The sequence below is a fragment of the Paenibacillus sp. JT31N17 genome (assembly GCF_056269255.1).
Genome location: NZ_JBWDNP010000007.1, coordinates 202,244 through 219,604 on the forward strand (window position 1 = coordinate 202,244; position 17,361 = coordinate 219,604).

The 17,361-nt window shown below is 52.2% G+C and carries 16 protein-coding genes; 6 read left to right on the forward strand and 10 right to left on the reverse strand.

Annotated features, from left to right (window positions below; translation table 11 throughout):
- Positions 1-37 precede the first annotated feature (37 nt).
- On the forward strand, positions 38-1,180 hold the full coding sequence (locus AC0YOB_RS22560; protein WP_475794672.1) for a stalk domain-containing protein: 1,143 nt from the start codon (positions 38-40) through the stop codon (positions 1,178-1,180).
- A gap of 55 nt (positions 1,181-1,235) precedes the next feature.
- Complete coding sequence (gene gpmA / locus AC0YOB_RS22565) at positions 1,236-1,967, forward strand: 2,3-diphosphoglycerate-dependent phosphoglycerate mutase (RefSeq protein WP_475794673.1); 732 nt, start codon at positions 1,236-1,238, stop codon at positions 1,965-1,967.
- 107 nt (positions 1,968-2,074) lie between these two features.
- On the opposite strand, the gene AC0YOB_RS22570 is transcribed toward gpmA, so the two are convergent.
- The 6 genes from AC0YOB_RS22570 to AC0YOB_RS22595 form a co-directional block, all read right to left on the reverse strand.
- Entirely contained in the window at positions 2,075-3,145 is a 1,071-nt protein-coding gene (locus AC0YOB_RS22570; RefSeq protein WP_475794674.1) for a sulfate ABC transporter substrate-binding protein, read from the reverse strand.
- A 62-nt stretch (positions 3,146-3,207) separates the two neighbouring features.
- Positions 3,208-4,272 carry a sulfate/molybdate ABC transporter ATP-binding protein gene (locus tag AC0YOB_RS22575; protein WP_210038209.1) on the reverse strand — a complete coding sequence of 355 codons (1,065 nt, stop codon included), beginning with the start codon at positions 4,270-4,272 and terminating at the stop codon, positions 3,208-3,210.
- A gap of 3 nt (positions 4,273-4,275) precedes the next feature.
- Complete coding sequence (locus tag AC0YOB_RS22580) at positions 4,276-5,073, reverse strand: sulfate ABC transporter permease subunit (protein ID WP_210038208.1); 798 nt, start codon at positions 5,071-5,073, stop codon at positions 4,276-4,278.
- Positions 5,070-5,876, reverse strand: a complete 807-nt coding sequence (gene cysT / locus AC0YOB_RS22585; RefSeq protein WP_379114083.1) for a sulfate ABC transporter permease subunit CysT — start codon at positions 5,874-5,876, stop codon at positions 5,070-5,072. The genes AC0YOB_RS22580 and cysT overlap by 4 nt, the downstream gene beginning before the upstream one ends.
- Positions 5,877-6,064: 188 nt before the next feature.
- Positions 6,065-6,697, reverse strand: coding sequence for a YigZ family protein (locus AC0YOB_RS22590; RefSeq protein WP_475794675.1), 633 nt, complete (start codon positions 6,695-6,697; stop codon positions 6,065-6,067).
- 30 nt (positions 6,698-6,727) lie between these two features.
- Complete coding sequence (locus tag AC0YOB_RS22595; protein ID WP_475794676.1) at positions 6,728-8,077, reverse strand: glucose-6-phosphate isomerase; 1,350 nt, start codon at positions 8,075-8,077, stop codon at positions 6,728-6,730.
- 315 nt (positions 8,078-8,392) lie between these two features.
- On the opposite strand from AC0YOB_RS22595, the gene AC0YOB_RS22600 reads away from it, so the two are divergent.
- The gene (locus AC0YOB_RS22600; protein ID WP_475794677.1) at positions 8,393-9,700 is read left to right on the forward strand and encodes an NAD(P)-binding domain-containing protein; all 1,308 of its coding nucleotides are present in this window, start codon (positions 8,393-8,395) and stop codon (positions 9,698-9,700) included.
- A 188-nt stretch (positions 9,701-9,888) separates the two neighbouring features.
- On the opposite strand, the gene ppnP is transcribed toward AC0YOB_RS22600, so the two are convergent.
- The 4 genes from ppnP to AC0YOB_RS22620 all read right to left on the reverse strand — a co-directional run bounded on the left by ppnP (position 9,889) and on the right by AC0YOB_RS22620 (position 14,880).
- Entirely contained in the window at positions 9,889-10,206 is a 318-nt protein-coding gene (gene ppnP / locus AC0YOB_RS22605; RefSeq protein ID WP_475794678.1) for a pyrimidine/purine nucleoside phosphorylase, read from the reverse strand.
- Positions 10,207-10,355: 149 nt separating this feature from the next.
- A complete protein-coding gene (gene tkt / locus AC0YOB_RS22610) occupies positions 10,356-12,368 on the reverse strand; it encodes a transketolase (RefSeq protein WP_475794679.1) in 2,013 nt (670 codons plus the stop codon).
- A 421-nt stretch (positions 12,369-12,789) separates the two neighbouring features.
- Positions 12,790-13,689: a formyltetrahydrofolate deformylase gene (purU, locus tag AC0YOB_RS22615; RefSeq protein WP_475794680.1), complete on the reverse strand. Its 900-nt coding sequence runs from the start codon at positions 13,687-13,689 to the stop codon at positions 12,790-12,792.
- Between the two features lie 63 nt (positions 13,690-13,752).
- Entirely contained in the window at positions 13,753-14,880 is a 1,128-nt protein-coding gene (locus tag AC0YOB_RS22620; RefSeq protein ID WP_475794681.1) for a deoxyribonuclease IV, read from the reverse strand.
- A 299-nt stretch (positions 14,881-15,179) separates the two neighbouring features.
- Between AC0YOB_RS22620 and AC0YOB_RS22625 the strand changes: the two genes are divergently transcribed.
- The 3 genes from AC0YOB_RS22625 (at position 15,180) to AC0YOB_RS22635 (ending at position 17,349) form a co-directional block, all read left to right on the forward strand.
- Positions 15,180-15,617: a DUF2621 domain-containing protein gene (locus AC0YOB_RS22625; RefSeq protein WP_210038199.1), complete on the forward strand. Its 438-nt coding sequence runs from the start codon at positions 15,180-15,182 to the stop codon at positions 15,615-15,617.
- 157 nt (positions 15,618-15,774) lie between these two features.
- Complete coding sequence (locus AC0YOB_RS22630; protein WP_475794682.1) at positions 15,775-16,359, forward strand: hypothetical protein; 585 nt, start codon at positions 15,775-15,777, stop codon at positions 16,357-16,359.
- Positions 16,360-16,446: 87 nt separating this feature from the next.
- Complete coding sequence (locus AC0YOB_RS22635) at positions 16,447-17,349, forward strand: TIGR01777 family oxidoreductase (protein WP_475794683.1); 903 nt, start codon at positions 16,447-16,449, stop codon at positions 17,347-17,349.
- Positions 17,350-17,361 lie beyond the last annotated feature (12 nt).

Here is a 17,361-nt window from a genome sequence, read left to right on the forward strand (position 1 = left end):
ATAATTATGTTATATCATGCATCATGGAGGGATCTAGATGACCCAACACCGTTTGACGAGCAATTGCCTGAGAATACTGGTCCTTGGAGCAATTAGCAGCCTGATGTTCCATGCCGGCACCCCGCTTTCTTTTGCCAGTGGGAACGGGATTGCTGACACAATCGATGTCGGCAGCCCCTTAGCCAACCAAAAAACATCCGCCATCAAGGTCTCCGCAAAGACAATCAAAACAATTTCAAAAACGTATACCGCCAACGTCCAGTATCCGGTTATCGCTGGCCTGCGGAGCACCCAGTATCAGGGAGAGCTTAATTACCGCATCTCCGAGCTTTCCCGGCAGGATCTGGAGGCTGTCAAGAAGCAGGCTGCCAGCGGTGCCGCAGAGGCGATCGATGCAGGTATTGATTTTATTCCCTATGATATCACGGTCAAGTATGAGGTTATGTCCGATGGAAGTCCCGGGAACAGCAATTATTTATCCATAAAAGTGCTTACCTATCTATTCACGGGAGGCGCTCATGGCATCACCCGCATGGATACCTATAATATCCGGAACTCCGACAAGCCTTCTCTTATTACGCTCAAGGACTTGTTTGGAGCCGATTACAAAGCAGTTATCAATAAAAAAGTGAAAGAAGAAATAGCGTCAAACCCCGATCATTATTTTCAGGATGCCTTCACAGGCATTACCGATGACCAGACCTTCTACGTGAAAGGCGGCAACGCCTTCATTGTATTTCAAAATTATGAAATTGCCCCGTATGCCGCAGGCTTGCCCGAAATCAAGGTTCCTTATGGGGGCGACAGCTCCTCCGGGAGCGGCCAATTGATTTCGCTGCCTGTGTTCATCAATGGAGTCAAGCTGGATCTCGGACAAGCGCCGCTGTTTACAAATGAGAGCGGTATCGTCATGGCGCCCCTGCGTACCATCTCCGCCGCGCTTGGCTACAAGCTCAATTGGACGGAAGCTTCGCAGCAGGCTGAGCTGTTCAAAGGCTCGCAGCATATTACGGCAACCGCGGGAAAGGACTCCTACATTTCCGGCAAAAACGCCCCTCTCTCCCTGGAAACTGCCCCTGTCATTAAGAATGGAACGTTATATGTTCCGCTTGTCTTCTATTCCGGGCTGCTTCAGGCAAAGGTCGTTTATACAGCGGCTGCAGTGATGATCACAGCCTGAATTTGCTCCTGACCAATGTTCGAGACAGCGTCAACGAAAGGGAGACAACCCCGGAATGATTAAAATTGTACTGATACGCCACGGCCAAAGCCAGTGGAATCTCGAAAACCGTTTTACCGGCTGGACAGACATCGATTTGTCCCCCACAGGCTTTGAGGAAGCCCGAATAGCCGGGGGAATATTGCTGCGGAACGGGTATGTCTTTGATATCGCCTATACGTCTTACTTGAAGAGAGCGATTCGCACGTTATGGATTATTTTGGATCAAATGGACTTGATGTGGATTCCCGTCTTTAAAACGTGGATGCTCAATGAACGCCACTACGGAGCCCTTCAGGGGTTGAACAAGGCTGAAACCGCTTTGAAATACGGGGATGAGCAGGTCCATGAGTGGCGGAGATCCGTCCATATCCGGCCGCCTGCCCTGGAATTGACCGATACGCGCTGTGAGAGGTCTGACCGCAGGTATGCGGGCATTGAGGAATGTGTCCCGCTAACGGAGAATCTGGATGATACCAAAGCGAGGGCACTGGTCTATTGGAACGAAACCATTCAGCCCGCCCTGAAATCGGGCAGTCGGGTCCTGATCGCTGCTCACGGCAACACCTTACGGGCGCTTGTCCAATACCTGGATCAGATTCCCGAGGACGGGATTGCCGATCTCAATATTCCCACAGGCACCCCGCTGGTATATGAGCTGGATGACAATCTGAAGCCGCTGCGGCATTATTTTCTGGGCGAATCCGGCGAGGTGGAGGGAAGGGCCGTTACCGATCCCTTGACCTGAAGAGCTGCCCGCAGCTGATATTCGACTCATTTACCTTTGCCGCAAACGAAAGCACCCTGCCCAAAGACCGGAGCAGAGTGCTTTTTTGCATGCTTTATTTCCAAGGATCATAGCCCCGCAAGCACTTGATACCATACGCCTTTGGGGGAATAGAGCGTATCCCGTACATGGTCCCATCCGCCAAGATAGCTGATATCGAACAGATCGGCCGGCTGCTGATATTGGTCTTTCACCTCTGCCAGCACGTTATCGTCAACAGGTCGAAAGCCATAGTCGGCGAAGATATGCTGCGCCTCCGGGGTCTCCAGATAATTCAGGAACGCTTCAGCCACCTTGCGCGTTCCGTGCTTATCCACGTTGACATCAACCACCGCAGCCGGATTCTCGATCAGAATCGTGGAGCTGGGCACAACGATCTCATATTTCACCCCTTGGTTGATTCGGGCAATCAGCTCATTCTCATATGTCACGATCACATCGCCTACACCGTATTCGAAAGCTGCCATCGATGCGCGCCCGCTCTTGTCGAGCGACTCCACATTGTGATGGATCTGTTCCAGAAAAGCCTTGGCATAGGCAGGATCCTTCTTGCCGGTATCCGCCTCCGATTTTTTGAGTCCGGCCCCGTACATCGCGTTAATATCCCATTGGGCGCCGCCTGAGGTTTTCGGATTGGGGTAAAGCACCTTGATCCCTTTGCGGGTCAGATCCGCCCAGTCTTGGATGCCCTTGGGATTGCCCTCCCGCGTGCCCAGAACGGCTATGGATCGTGTAATCATGCCATCATGCGCAATGGCCTGCTTCCAGTCATGTGTGATAAAGCCCGCCTTCTGGATTTTGTCGATATCGCCTTCCATCGCAAGCACGGCGATATCCGCCTCGAAGCCGCCGGCTATGGCTCTCGCCTGTGTTCCGGACGCTTCATAAGACTCCTGGAAATCAACCGTCTGTCCGGTTTCCGCCTTCCACTTCGCCTTAAACTTCGGAAGCAGCTCGGCAAAGGCATCCTTGGCCACGGAATAAGCGCCAATTACCAGCGTCACATCGCCCTTGGGCGCAGACGGAACGGAGCCATCCTGTCCCTGATCATTTCCCCCGCAGGCGGTGACGATCATCAGGATTAGAATCGTACATAGAATACCGCTAAGACGCCATCCTTTTGTCAGGGTAGGGTTCATACATTACACAACACTTTCTGTCAGAGGCTGCTCTGCCCGAGAATCCGCAAAGCACCTCCTTGTTAGATATGAATCGGCATGGGGTCTTCCTTCAGCTTATTCTCCATGATCCATGTGTCATTATCATTAAACAGATAGGCCCGGTGTATCAGCACACTGACCTCGTCTCCAGGCTGCAGGACTTCCTTCTCCAGCGAGCGGTACGTGATCAGCTTGATATCGCCAACCTCAACTTCAACCATCCACTCGCTGCCGCGGAAATGAACCTGCTTGACCTTGCCCCGCGCAGTCGCGGATGCAATACGGAACTCATTATGCCTGCCGATTTCAATATATTCCGGACGGATAAGCGCCTGGGTTCCCGGCCACTTGGATGCATCCTCGAAGCCCTTGAGATTCTCCACCTGCGATACGATCGTGGACTCTCCGATGAAGCTCGCCACAAACTGGGTTTGCGGATTTTTGTATATATCCCATGGCGACCCTTTTTGCTCCAGCCGCCCTTTATTGATAATCATAATCTCGTCTGCTACCTCGATGGCCTCATCCTGGTCATGCGTGACGAATATGGAGGTAATGCCCACACGTTCAATCATTTCCTTCAGCCATGTGCGAAGCTCGGAGCGGATCTTGGCGTCGATCGCTGCGAACGGCTCATCCAGCAGCAGCAATTGAGGCTCAGGCGCCAAGGCTCTGGCAAACGCGACGCGCTGGCGCTGGCCGCCGGACAATTGATGCGGCAGACGATGCTCGAAGCCCTTGAGCCCCGTCAGCTCAACCAGGGTCATAACGCGGTCGCGAATGGCTCCCTTGGACTGCTTCTTCACCTTGAGGCCGAAAGCTATATTGTCGTAAACGGTCATGTGTTTGAACAAGGCGTAGTTCTGGAACACAAACCCGATCCCGCGCTCCTGCGGCGGCAGATCATTGACCCGTTTGCCGTGAAATACGATATCCCCGGAAGATGGCTGTTCCAGTCCGGCCAGCATGCGGAGAATAGAGGTTTTCCCCCCGCCGCTCGGTCCCAGGAGGCCAATCAGCCTTCCCTTCTCTATGTCAAAGCTGACATCGCGCACCGCATGAAAATCACCGAATTGCTTGTTTAATCCGCGCACCTCGATATGCATCGTCTAATGCACTTCCTTTCGCTTTTTGGCCCATTCCATGAGCAGCAGAAGTCCGACAGAGAAAGCCGCCAGCACAAGCGCCACACCGTTTGCAGCCGTCACATTGAAATTCTCAACATCCTGATAGACGAGCGTTGTCGCTGTCTGTGTCTTGTTCATTATATTGCCCGAGACGACCAGCACGGCGCCAAATTCCCCCAATGACCGAGCGACGGTCAGAACGACGCCATAGATTACACCCCATCGGATTGATGGCCAGGTCACATGCCAGAAGGTATACCAGGAATAGGCGCCAAGCGTCGATGCGGCTTCTTCCTGCTGGGCTCCAATTTCCTGAAGCACCGGCATTACCTCCCGCACCATGAGCGGGAATGTAACGAACAAGGTCGCCAGAATCATCCCCGGCAGCGCATACACCACTTTAAAGCCGATATCCTCGAAGAACGTACCGATGATGGAGCTTGGCCCCAGCAGCAGCACAATCATCAGGCCGCCAATGACCGGCGAAACCGCGAACGGCAGATCGACGATGCTGTTGAGCAACTGCTTGATCCTTCGTCCCAGCCAGGTCGCCCGGACCAGATAAAGGGCCAGCATCACGCCAAACAAGGTATTGATGGCCGTAACGACAAGGACAATAATGCCTGTCATCATCAGCGCGTTCAGCGCCTCCCTGCGGGTCAGCGCTTCAGCAAAGCCGCTCCAGCCATCCGCCCAGGCACCGGTGAATATCTTCACGATCGGCGCAATCAGCAGTATAAGAAACACGAGATACGTAAGCGGAATCCACAGCCTCTTCATTTATCCGCCCTCCTCGTCTGAACGAGGTTGACGGCCCATAGAATAAGAAAGGAAAGCGTGAGCAGCAGCACGGAGGTGGCAGCTGCACCCTGCGTATTGTCGCTTTCAATCTCACCAAAAATATAAACCGCTGCAATCAAGGTCTTGCCAGGAATATTGCCCGCCACAAGCACAACCGCCCCGAATTCGGCGAGCGCCCTGGAGAAGGCCAGCATCGAGCCGCTCAGAATGCCTGGCAGCATCGACGGAAATATCACCTGAAAGAAGGTTCGGGCCTTGGAAGCGCCCAGCGTGTAAGAGGCCTCCTCCTCCGATTTGTCCATCTCTTCCAGCAGCGGCTGAATCGCCCGGATGACAAACGGGAAGGTGACGAATACCATCGCCACGATTATAGCGGGTTCGTGAAAAACAATCTGAAAACCGAGATTATCGGCCAATCCCCCAACAAAGCTGTTAGGTCCCAGCAATAGCAATATCATTAATCCGCCGACAGCCGTCGGCAGCGCAAATGGCAAATCAACCAGACTGTTCAGCAGCCGCCGGCCCGGAAACCGGTAACGGATCAATACCCATCCGATCATGGTGCCCAGCAGCATATTAATAACAGTCGCAATAACCGAAAGCTTGATTGTGAGCAGAACCGCCTTCCACGCAAGTGGATCGGTGATGCTTTCCCAGAATGGCCCCCAGCCCAGAGTAAATGCTTGTGTGTAAATGCCAATAATCGGCAAAATGATTAAAACAATAAAGTAAAGCATAATGGTGCTGCGAAAACCGAAACTCCACCAGCGGCTGCGCATCATAAAATTCAAGCTGACTTACCCCCCGGCGCTTTCCTTGTGGAATCGCGCTAATTCCCATTAAATTACTCGGTATTGATAATGTAGCAGATAGCTGCCTGTCCAGTCAATGCTTATATAAGAAATAATGATCGAATTTATGAGAAAAAATAAACTCCCCGGCCACATCTCCGGGGAGTTCAAATGAAGGGCTATTCCCCTTCGATATCATATTTGGTATTGCCATTCGTAATGATTGCCTGCCCCTGGGTCACATCCGTCATCCAGGCTGTAAAACGCTCGGCCTCCGGTTCCTCCGGGAGGCAGGTCATTACCACACGGTCGGTAAACGCGGTGTCGCCGACCCTCCAGCCTTTGGCATGCAGCTCATTCTCCAGCTTGCCGTACCAGGTGTAATCCACATCCACGATCACCTCGCGGCGGAGGATCTTCACAATCGGCTGAGCCGCATCAATTGCCGCGACAGCGCCATCGGCATAGGCACGAATCAACCCGCCTGCGCCGAGCATAATGCCGCCGAAGTACCGGGTGACGACGATAACGGCGTTTTTGAGCTCCTGGTGCTTCATCACTTCCAGTATCGGTTTGCCGGCTGTGCCGCTTGGTTCACCGTCATCCGACTGCTTCTGGCATTCATCACGCTCACCGATCAGATACGCCGAACAATTATGCGACGCATCTCTATGCTGCCTCTTGATTTCATCGATGAAGGCGGCAGCTTCGGCTTCCGATTCTACCGGCTTGCCATGTCCGATGAAACGCGACTTTCTGATGACGATCTCGCCGCTTGCCTGCTGACGGAGCGTCTTGTATCGGTTCAGCATATCAGTTGCAAACTCCTTGCCGGCAGAGGATTATAGGCGTGCTTCCAGCTCGGCTTTTTCTTTCTCGAAACCAGGCTTGCCAAGCAGGGCGAACATATTCTTCTTGTAAGCTTCAACGCCCGGCTGATCAAAAGGATTCACGCCAAGCAGATATCCGCTGATCCCGCATGCTTTCTCGAAGAAGTAAACGAGATAGCCGAACGTGTAAGGCGTAAGATCGGCAATATTGACGATAAAGTTCGGCACCTGACCGTCCGTATGTGCAAGCAGCGTGCCCTGGAATGCTTTCTTATTGACAAAATCCATCGATTTTCCAGTCAGGAAGTTAAGCCCGTCCAGATTGTTCTCGTCATGACCGATCGTGATCTGCTCCTGGACATTCTCCACCTGGATCACCGTTTCAAAAATATTCCGGTTGCCCTCCTGGATAAACTGCCCCATGGAATGCAGATCCGTCGAGAAATCGACCGCCGCCGGGAAAATCCCTTTATAGTCTTTGCCTTCGCTCTCTCCGAACAGCTGCTTCCACCACTCTGAGACGAAATGCAGCGATGGCTCGTAATTGACGAGGATTTCAGTCGCTTTGCCTTTGCGGTACAAGGCATTGCGGGCTGCGGCGTACTGATAGGCCTCATTCTCGGCAAGCTCCGGGCTGGCATAGGCCATCGAGGCGTCCGACGCGCCTTTCATCATGGCATCAATGTCAATGCCGGCAGCAGCGATTGGCAGAAGGCCGACAGCGGTCAATACGGAATAACGTCCGCCAACATCATCCGGGATAATGAATGACTCGTAGCCCTCTTCATTAGCCAGCTTCTTCAGTGCGCCCTGAGCACGGTCGGTTGTGGCGTAGATCCGTTTGCGCGCCTCTTCCTTGCCGTATTTGCTCTCCAGCGCTTCGCGGAAAATCCGGAAGGCAATGGCCGGTTCTGTCGTTGTGCCGGATTTGGAGATCACGTTGACCGACCAGTCGCGGCCTTCGAGCAGCTGCTGCAGATGGGTCAGATATGTAGAGCTGATATTGTTGCCGGCGAACAGGATTTGCGGCGTTTTGCGCTGTCCTTGCGGCAGTAAGTTATAAAAGGAATGCGACAGCATTTCGATAGCCGCGCGAGCGCCCAGGTATGATCCGCCTATGCCGATGACAATCAGCACTTCGGAATCGGACTGGATTTTCGCTGCCGCCTTCTGAATGCGCGCAAACTCTTCTTTATCATAATTGTTCGGAAGATCAATCCATCCCAGGTAATCGGAGCCCGCGCCCGTTCCGTTATGCAGCTGGTCATGCGCCGCCCGTACCTGTTGGGTTAAATTGTCGATCTCGTGCTGACCAATAAAAGCAAGCGCCTTGCTGTAATCAAATTTCACTGCTTTACTCATGGGTGAAACCTCCTAAGTTTTTAGCGATACGTTCATGGATATCTTCCTGCCTGCCAGGAAGAAAAAGCACCTCGTAAGCATGTCCTACGATAGCATTAGAATAATGGATTTCACAGGCAAAAACAAGGCAAGAGGAGACAGCTCCGGCCGTCCTCCAGCAGCTCCCGGTGATCCGGGCAGACAGGACACAGGCGTTAATTGAAGGCGAAAACCACTTATACGGCGGTTGTTCCCGAAGGTTGTGCAATTCTTCTCCTGGCCTGTTTATGATAAAATGAGAAGATCATGATTGACCTGACAAGGAGATGAAAATGAATGAATAAAATCGGTTTTGTTGGCCTTGGTGTTATGGGTGCGCCGATGGCGGCAAACTTGCTTCGCAAGGGTTATCACGTTACACTTTACAACCGTACGCCGGGCAAAGTGGACAAGCTCCTCGAGCTTGGCGGCGAAGAAGCCGCTTCACCGGCTGCCCTCGCCCGCAGCTCAGAGCTGATCATTACGATGATCAGCAACGACGAGGCCATTCGTGAAATCTACTATGGTGAAAACGGCCTGCTCAGCAGCATTATGCCCGGCACGATTATCGTCGACAGCAGCACGATTTCGCCTGCTTTGGCAAGGCAGCTGGCTGCCGACTCCGCGCAGCGGTACGCCGACTTCCTGGATGCGCCCGTCACAGGGAGCAAACCGTCCGCCGAGGACGGCTCGCTTGTATTTATGGTCGGCGGCGACATCGAAGTGACTCACCGCATCAACGATGTGCTGCTGGCCATGGGACGTAAAGTCATTCCCATGGGACCAAGCGGCAGCGGAGCAACTGCCAAGCTTGCCCATAACACGGTAGTCGGCATTAATATTGCCGGACTGGTCGAAGGCATGGCCATTGCGGCAAGCGGCGGCATTGATGCTGCCTCCTTCATTGAACTCGTGCAGTCCGGCGGCGCGGCAAGCCGGATGGCCGAGATGAAAGGGCCGCGGCTGCTTGACCGCGACTTCAGCGTTCAATTCTCCCTTTCCCTGATGCTGAAGGATCTTCGTCTTTCTTCAGCTCTCTCTGATGGCTTGAAGACGCCAACCCCCGTTCTGGAGACGGTCAAAAGCCTCTTCCAGATGGGCGAGTCCATGGGGCTTGGCGATCTCGATCTGTCGGCCCTGGCCAACTGTTATGAGCAGTGGATTGACAAGCGCCTTACCAACCACTCCGGTAACCAGCAGCTGCGGAACGAGCTTGCAGCCACCTCAGAAGCTGCAGGCAGGAGCGGAGCGGATACTGGTGACAGACGAAAAAGCGAGCGGGTGGAGCTGCAGATTCCATTGAAGCTGTCTGTTTATCAGTGGGAGCAGGAAGGCGCCTTCTCCGGCCAGCTGATTGAAGGCATGCTATGGGATCTCTCCGACAGCGGCCTTCAAATATCATCTTCTTCCCCGCTTGAGCTGGATATGTTTATTGTTATCCATTTCCCCAAGGATTCGGAGCTTCCTCCGGTTACCGGACGCATCATCCGGATCGAAACGAGCGGCGGCCAGTTCCGTTACGGCTGCATGCTGGCAGGCCTCGCGCCCTATCAGCGGCTTCAGCTGGAGGCTTACATAGGCAAGCAGGTCATCATTGCCGACTGAGCCTGCGGCCCATTTTTCCCTGACATTTCAAGAAGAAACGGCTGCCCGCCGTCCTTTGGCGGTTAAGCCCAGTTTTTTTCTTTGGAAATATAAGCGATGTATGATGGAGTTTTATATTTTCATACGTTTACAAAAAAGGCTGCTCTGCTTATCCGTATGGATGAGCATGGAGCAGCTTTTTTTCACGGTTATTCTTTAATATAAGAGCAGCAGTAGTCAGTAACGCCTGTCACTTTAAGCTTGAATTTGGATTGCGCAGGAACCGTGAACTCGCCTTCTCCGGAGATCGTGATCCACTGCTCGTCACCGGGCAGAAGGATCTGCAGTTCGCCTGCGAGGATTTCCATAATTTCCTTGTCATCTGTGCCAAACTCATATTCCCCCGGCAGCATGATGCCAAGCGTTTTTTTCGTGCCATCGGCAAACAGCACGGTACGGCTGGTCACTTTGCCGTCAAAATAGGTATTGGCTTTCTTGAAAATGGTTACATTTTCGAACTGGGACATGTGGGTATAAGCTCCTTTTATTATAGGTGGAATGTGTTAGAACGAACTTCTGTAGAAACGAATATGTCATTTCTTTAGAAAGAAAGCGGGGACTAAAGGCCGCAATGCGACCGCCCCCGCCTCATTCAAGGTGCTGCCGGCGCTTTAGCCTACAGCAATTCTTTCACTTTGCTGACTACGTTCGCAACGGTGAAGCCATATTCTGCAATGACACGGTCGCCCTTGGCGGATGCGCCGAAGGTATCAATTCCGAGAATGGCGCCCTTGTCGCCTACATAACGCTCCCAACCGAACGGGGAAGCCATTTCAACAGCCAGACGTGCTTTAACATCCGGGAGCAATACGGAATCCTTATAAGCCTGCGGCTGCTGTTCGAACAGATCCCAACTCGGCATGCTGATAACACGAACCTGGATGCCTTCTTCTGCCAGAGCTTTCTGGGAAGCGACAGCAAGCTGCACTTCCGAACCGGTAGCAATAATTTGCGCTTGCGGCTTACCGGCAGCATCGGATACGATATAAGCGCCTTTGGCGATTCCTTCGCGGGCATTGGCGATTGTACCCTCAAGGATCGGCAGATTCTGGCGAGTCAATACCAGCGCAACCGGCTTGCTGCCGTTCTCAAGCGCATAAGCCCAGGCTGCGGAGGTTTCATTGGCATCGGCAGGGCGGATCACCGTCAAACCCGGAATAATACGGATCGATGCAAGCTGCTCGATCGGCTCATGAGTGGGTCCGTCTTCGCCGACAGCGATACTGTCATGCGTCAAAACATACACTACCGGCTGCTTCATAATGGATGCCAGACGAATTGCCGGACGCAGGTAATCGGTAAAGACGAAGAATGTGCCTCCGTAAATTTTCAATCCGCCGTGAAGGCTGATCCCGTTCATGGCTGCAGCCATCGCAAACTCACGAACACCGAAGTAAATATTCCGGCCATCGTACGCACCCGCCTTGAAGACCGGCAAGCCTTTGAGATGCGTCATGGTCGAGCTCTCCAGATCTGCCGACCCGCCGACAAGGTTCGGCACGCCTTTGGCCAATCCATTGAGCGCATTGCCTGAAGCAACTCGCGTGGATATCGCTTTGTCCTCTGTCGTGTAGACAGGGAGCTCCTTATCCCAGCCCGCAGGAAGCTTGCCGCTGATCGCAATTTCAAATTGCTTGGCCAGATCGGCATGTGCGGCTTTATAGTCAGCGAACAGCTTGTCCCAATCCGCATTGGCTTTCTCGCCGTTTGCTTTCACCTCGGCAAAGTGAGCGCGAACTTCATCAGGCACGAAGAACGGCTCATTGTTCCAGCCGTAAAACTCCTTCGTCAGCTTGGTCTCGTCGGCGCCGAGAGGTGAACCATGCGGTCCGGCATGTCCGCCCTTGCCGCCTTTGTTCGGGCTGCCGTAGCCGATTACAGTTTTCACTTCAATCAGAGTCGGCTTGCCGCTCTCCGCTTGCGCTGCCGCAACTGCTTTGGCAAGAGCATCCAGGTCATTGCCGTCTTCAACGCGCAGCACCTGCCATCCATAAGCTTCGAAGCGTCCATGAACATTTTCCGAGAAGGACATGTTCAGTTCACCGTCAAGCGAGATATCGTTGGAATCGTAAAGCATAACGAGTTTGCCGAGCTTCAGATGGGCTGCCAGGGAAGCCGCTTCGCTCGAAACACCCTCCATCAAATCTCCATCGCCGCATATCGCATATGTGAAATGATCAACTACTTTAAAGCCTTCCTTGTTATAGGTGGCGCCCAGCTGTGCCTCGGCGATTGCCATACCTACTGCCATGGCTACCCCCTGGCCCAACGGCCCGGTTGTTGCGTCAACGCCGGCCGTATGGCCGAACTCCGGATGACCCGGCGTTTTGGAGCCCCATTGACGGAAGTTTTTCAACTCCTCCAGAGGAAGGTCGTAACCGGATAAATGCAGCAGGCTGTAAAGAAGCATGGAGCCGTGACCTGCCGATAATACGAAACGGTCGCGGTTAATCCATGTTGGATTGGAAGGGTTGTGATGCATGCTTTTGGCGAAGAGCTGGTATCCCATCGGTGCAGCACCCATAGGCATACCCGGGTGGCCGGAATTGGCTTTCTCAACCGCATCGATGGAGAGGGTGCGGACCGTATCGACAGAAAGCTGGTCGATGGATTTCTGTGTGACTGTCATAGCTTTTAACTCCTCCTGTTCTCATGTCCATTCCTAGTCTCTCTTCATTTATAAGAAAGTATAAATAAACCTTCAAAACTTTACTTATAAACGCAAGATGACCCTTGTTTTTTCTGGTGTTGCGCTGTCTATTTTTGCGCGCACTGGCTTTGAAATATTGTACCATTACCTTTTCCCCATTTCCATCCTTTATCAAATCGCAAGGCAAACATTCGGTCGAATCTTCCGGATTGCTGACCGAATAAGCCGAACTGGGCGAGGTTGTACTGCGTTATTTTTCGTAATTATACTGTGCATGCAAATCCTCCTGTTTGCTGAATTAGGCGTCCTGTGGGCAAGAAAAAAAACGTATCCCATCCGCCGCTGCGGATCAGATACGTTTCACATCCAGGTCATGATCTTCATGTTCATGAAGTTTATGTTAATTAAAAACAACCGTTTTGTTCTGATGCACCAGGAGGCGGTCTTCGATATGCCACTTCACGGCACGGGCGAGCACAACGCGCTCAATCGTCCTGCCGATCCGCTTCAGATTGTCGACATCATCGCGGTGGCTGACCCGCTGCACGTCCTGCTCGATAATCGGTCCGCCATCAAGCTCCTCTGTTACATAATGCGCCGTAGCCCCGATAATTTTCACTCCCCGCTGATATGCTTGAGCATAAGGCTTCCCTCCGACAAATGCCGGCAGGAAGGAGTGATGAATGTTAATAATCCGGTTCGGGAACTGCTCGATAAACTTCGGAGTAATAATTTGCATATAGCGTGCCAATACGATCAGATCGGCTTTGCCGACGACGGCTTCGAGCTGCTGTTTCTCAGCTTCCGCCTTCGTGTCTGCTTTTACAGGAATGTAGTGATAGGGAATACCGAAGGACTTAACCAGCTCTCCCATGTCGGGGTGATTGCTGATAACCATTGCGATATCAGCTTCCAAATCGCCCGCCTGCCACTGCCAGAGCAGCTCCAGCAGACAGTGGTCTTCCTTGGACACAAATACGGCAAGACGCTTCTTGCGGCTGGCGCGAAAAATCGACCATTTCATATCGAAGCGATCGGATACCCGGGCAAAATCCTCCTGCAGGACAGGAAGCTCACGCTCCAGGTCATTAAGGTCAAACTCAAAACGGATAAAAAACATTCCGCCGCCCGGATCCATGGAATACTGATCCGATTGAACGATATTTGCTCCGTGCTCGTACAAAAACTGGGAGACAGCAGCGACAATCCCCGACCGGTCCGGACATGAAATCAGCATTCTTGCCCGGTTCCGTTTGTCGGGACGGTCCGAGAACTGCTGTGGTTGATACGTGTTTGCCATAAAGTTGCAGACTTCCTTCCATCGCCTTTGATATTTAATGCCGCAAGAACTACTGCCTATGCCCTAAGCGTTCACAAGCAGCTCTTTGCCTGCAAACCATCCCGTAATGCGCTGGTTGATCGCTTCCTCCGACAGCTCGGGAAGAATACGGTTCTCGGCTACAAGCTGATACAACCGGTCCATCGGCTCCCGCGGATCAGCCTTCTTCGCTTTCGCATCATTTTTCAGCACATCCCAGGTTTGGAGCACAAAATCCCGGTGATCGATATCCTGCTTGCCGAAGAAGTGGTGCAGACGCTCAACGTCGCCGAGAAACTCCTCCCCGAAACGTTCCTTGGTGTCTCCCCGCAGCAAAGCGATTTCCGCTTCGTACATAGGACGCTGCGTCTTGTCTTCCTGGCCGATCCACGGCGTCTCCAGAATGAAAGGCCGCCCTTGCAGCTCCGAATGATGCACGATTCTGTTGATCGCTTCATAGCCGAGGAACCCCGCTCCGACAGGAGCATGACGGTCCTTGCCCGCCCCGCGCCCGTTTTTGCTGTCATTGACGTGAACAACGGCAACCCGGTCCAGCCCAACGATCCGGTCAAATTCGGAAAATACCGCGTCCGGATCGCCAATGAGATCATATCCGGCATCATGCATATGACAAGTATCCATGCAGACTGTCAGCCGGTCATTCTCATGTACTTTTTCTATGATGCGGGCGAGCTCTTCAAAGCTGCGGCCGATTTCCGTTCCTTTGCCGGCCATAGTCTCCAGTGCGATATTGACGTTTGTTTCCTTGGTTCCGTCAAGCACCTCATTAAGTCCTTCGGCAATTCGGGCAATGCCGTAATCCGCATCCTTGTCGGTGTATGCGCCGGGATGCAGCACGATGTTGCGGACGCCAATCTTGTCGGTGCGGCGGATCTCCTCCTGCAGAAAACGGACAGCCAGCTCGAACGTATCTTCTTTATAAGAACCCAGGTTAATAATATACGGGGCATGAACGACAATCTCGTTAATGCCGGCTTCGTTCATTAAAGCCCTGCCTTCTTCAATGTATAAATCTTCTATTGGCTTGCGTCTGGTGTTTTGCGGTGCTCCGGTATAGATCATGAAGGAACTCGAACCGTATGAGATTGCCTCTCGCGCCGCGGTCAGCAGCCCTTTGTCAGAAAACGAAACATGGGACCCGATTTTCAACATAATTTATTCACTCGCTCCCTTCATCTATAACAGCCTCTATTACTAGCAGCCCGTCTATCAACATGTTTGTCCCTCTCATTTTACAGGGAATAGAAAAATAAATCTAGGAGTCTGTCCGCTCAGCCTTATTTTGCATATAAGCAGATTATTTCGTGCAGATCCTTCCTTCCTATCCTGTTGTTGCAGCCTGGGCGCGACGTGGATTATAATAAATTCAACTGCAGCGAAGGCACAATGGAGCTTTCTGCTTACAATGGCAGCTGCGCATCGGGTATAATAGCATGAAGAGGTGATCGGATATGGGCAACACGCCGAATTGGTTTATGTATTTTATCGTTTTCTGGGCGTTTGTCATGCTCGGATTTATGTCAATAGGCGGTTACTTTATGTTCCGTAAATTTTTGAAGGTTTTGCCCAAACGTGACGGCAAATCCAAGCTTGATTGGCAGAACTATTGGGTCGATCGCAGCAGGGAAATGTGGCCGGAAGATTCAAAGACTTTTCTTGAGCGGCTGGTTTCGCCTGTCCCCAAAGCCTTCCGTGATATCGCCAAACATTCCATTGCCGCAAAAATCGCTCAGGTTGCCGTAGAAAGCGGAGCGTCTGAGGTCACACAGGGCCATTGCATTGAAGGCTATATCCGCGCCACGCCCAAACGTGATTACCGCAGCCTTGTCAGCTTTTTGGAGAAACAGGGGATCGATTATACTCCTTACAAGCACTTGCTTAACAAATAAACAGGAGCCCCTCGCTTCCTGCCTATAATCCAGTAAAACCGCAGCTTAAAGCCACCTCGGAGGTGGCTTTACCTGTATCCGCAGCAAGGCATGTGCCAGATTGAAAGGAAACCTAATCGGGTATACATACGTTAAAGATAGCAGGAGGTGTTCTTCAATGAACCATACACAAATAAAACGAAGCAAAAACAAGAGAACGCTTTGGCTGATCGGTTGTGCAATCGCTCTTGCCGTTTTGGCTGGCTGCAACAGCGGAGGAAACAATAATGCGCAGGACAATGGCAACACTTCACTGCCGGCCAATACAGATGTGAACAACAATGGAAGTACAAACAGCAATAGCGGCACGGACAATAGTGAAAGCACGAATAATAATGGAAGCGTGACAGATCCCGGTACGGCTGTACCTGATTCAGGTTCAAATAACTCGGCGCCGGACAATGCGAATTCCGGTTCATCCGAATCCTCTGATAACGGAACGGAAGGGAGCGCAAATACAGACCCTGCCCAGGATACCGTGTTGAAGGGGGAGGGAGAGTATGTCGGTGAAGTGGACACCCATTCCGTGGAAATCAAGATGAATGATACGGCGACTGTCTTTCAAGTGGATGATGAAGTGTCCAAGCAGCTCACCAGCCTAAGCGATAATTCCAATGTTACTTATGAATACATCGAGAAGGATACAGATGTGGATGGAGAAAAGGTCAAGCAATATTGGCTGAAAAGCATCAAGCAAAAATAACTGCAACCTTCAGGGGATAACAGAACAGGACGATAAATCAAACCATACTCATCATAAATTGTGCATATGAAAATGGGGGCGCATGGGATGAAGGTTGCGGTGACCGGCGGGACCGGTTTTGTTGGCGGCAGGCTTGTCGATGCATTGCTTAACCGCGGGGATGAAGTAACCATCGTCTCCCGAACAAGCTCCTTACGGCATGAACGAACGGGATTGAAGCAGATAACGTGGGAGGATCTCGCTAAATCCCCAGTGATTCTTGAGGGTATTGACGCGATTGTGAATTTGGCAGGCGAATCCATAAATCAGAAATGGACCGAATCGGCCAAGGTCCGAATTCTTCAATCCCGCCTCGATGCTGCTGAGCAAATCGAGAAGCTGGTTGCTTCTCTGCAGCAAAAGCCCGATGTTGTCGTCAATGCATCCGGTATATCGATATATGGCACTTCAACAGATAAAATATTCGATGAAGAGAGCCCAATCAACGTAAACGACTTTCTCTCGGCCGTTTCGCAGAAGTGGGAAGCCGCAGCAGACCGCATCCATGTCTCCCGTCTGGTCAAGGTAAGAGTAGGGGTAGTGCTCGCCGGCGACGATGGTGCTTTCCCTAAAATGCTGATGCCTTACCGCCTGTTTGCCGGAGGTAAAATCGGCAGCGGAAAGCAGTGGCTGTCCTGGATACATATTGAGGATATGGTTCGACTCCTTTTATTCTGCATCGATAACAGCCAAATCGAAGGTCCCATTAACGCGAGCGCTCCCGAGCCTGTAACCAATGACCGGTTCGGCCGTGCACTGGGGGCTGCTTTCCACAAGCCGCATTGGTTCCCGGTCCCCGGCTTCATGATGAAATTAATGTTCGGCGAGCTGTCGACGCTGCTTCTGGAGGGGCAGCGGGCTGTCCCGGGCAAAGCGTTGAATAATGGTTTTGAATTTCATTATCCCACCATAAAAAGCGTAATGGAGAATATCGCTGTGCATAATGGATAAGTAGATTAAAGT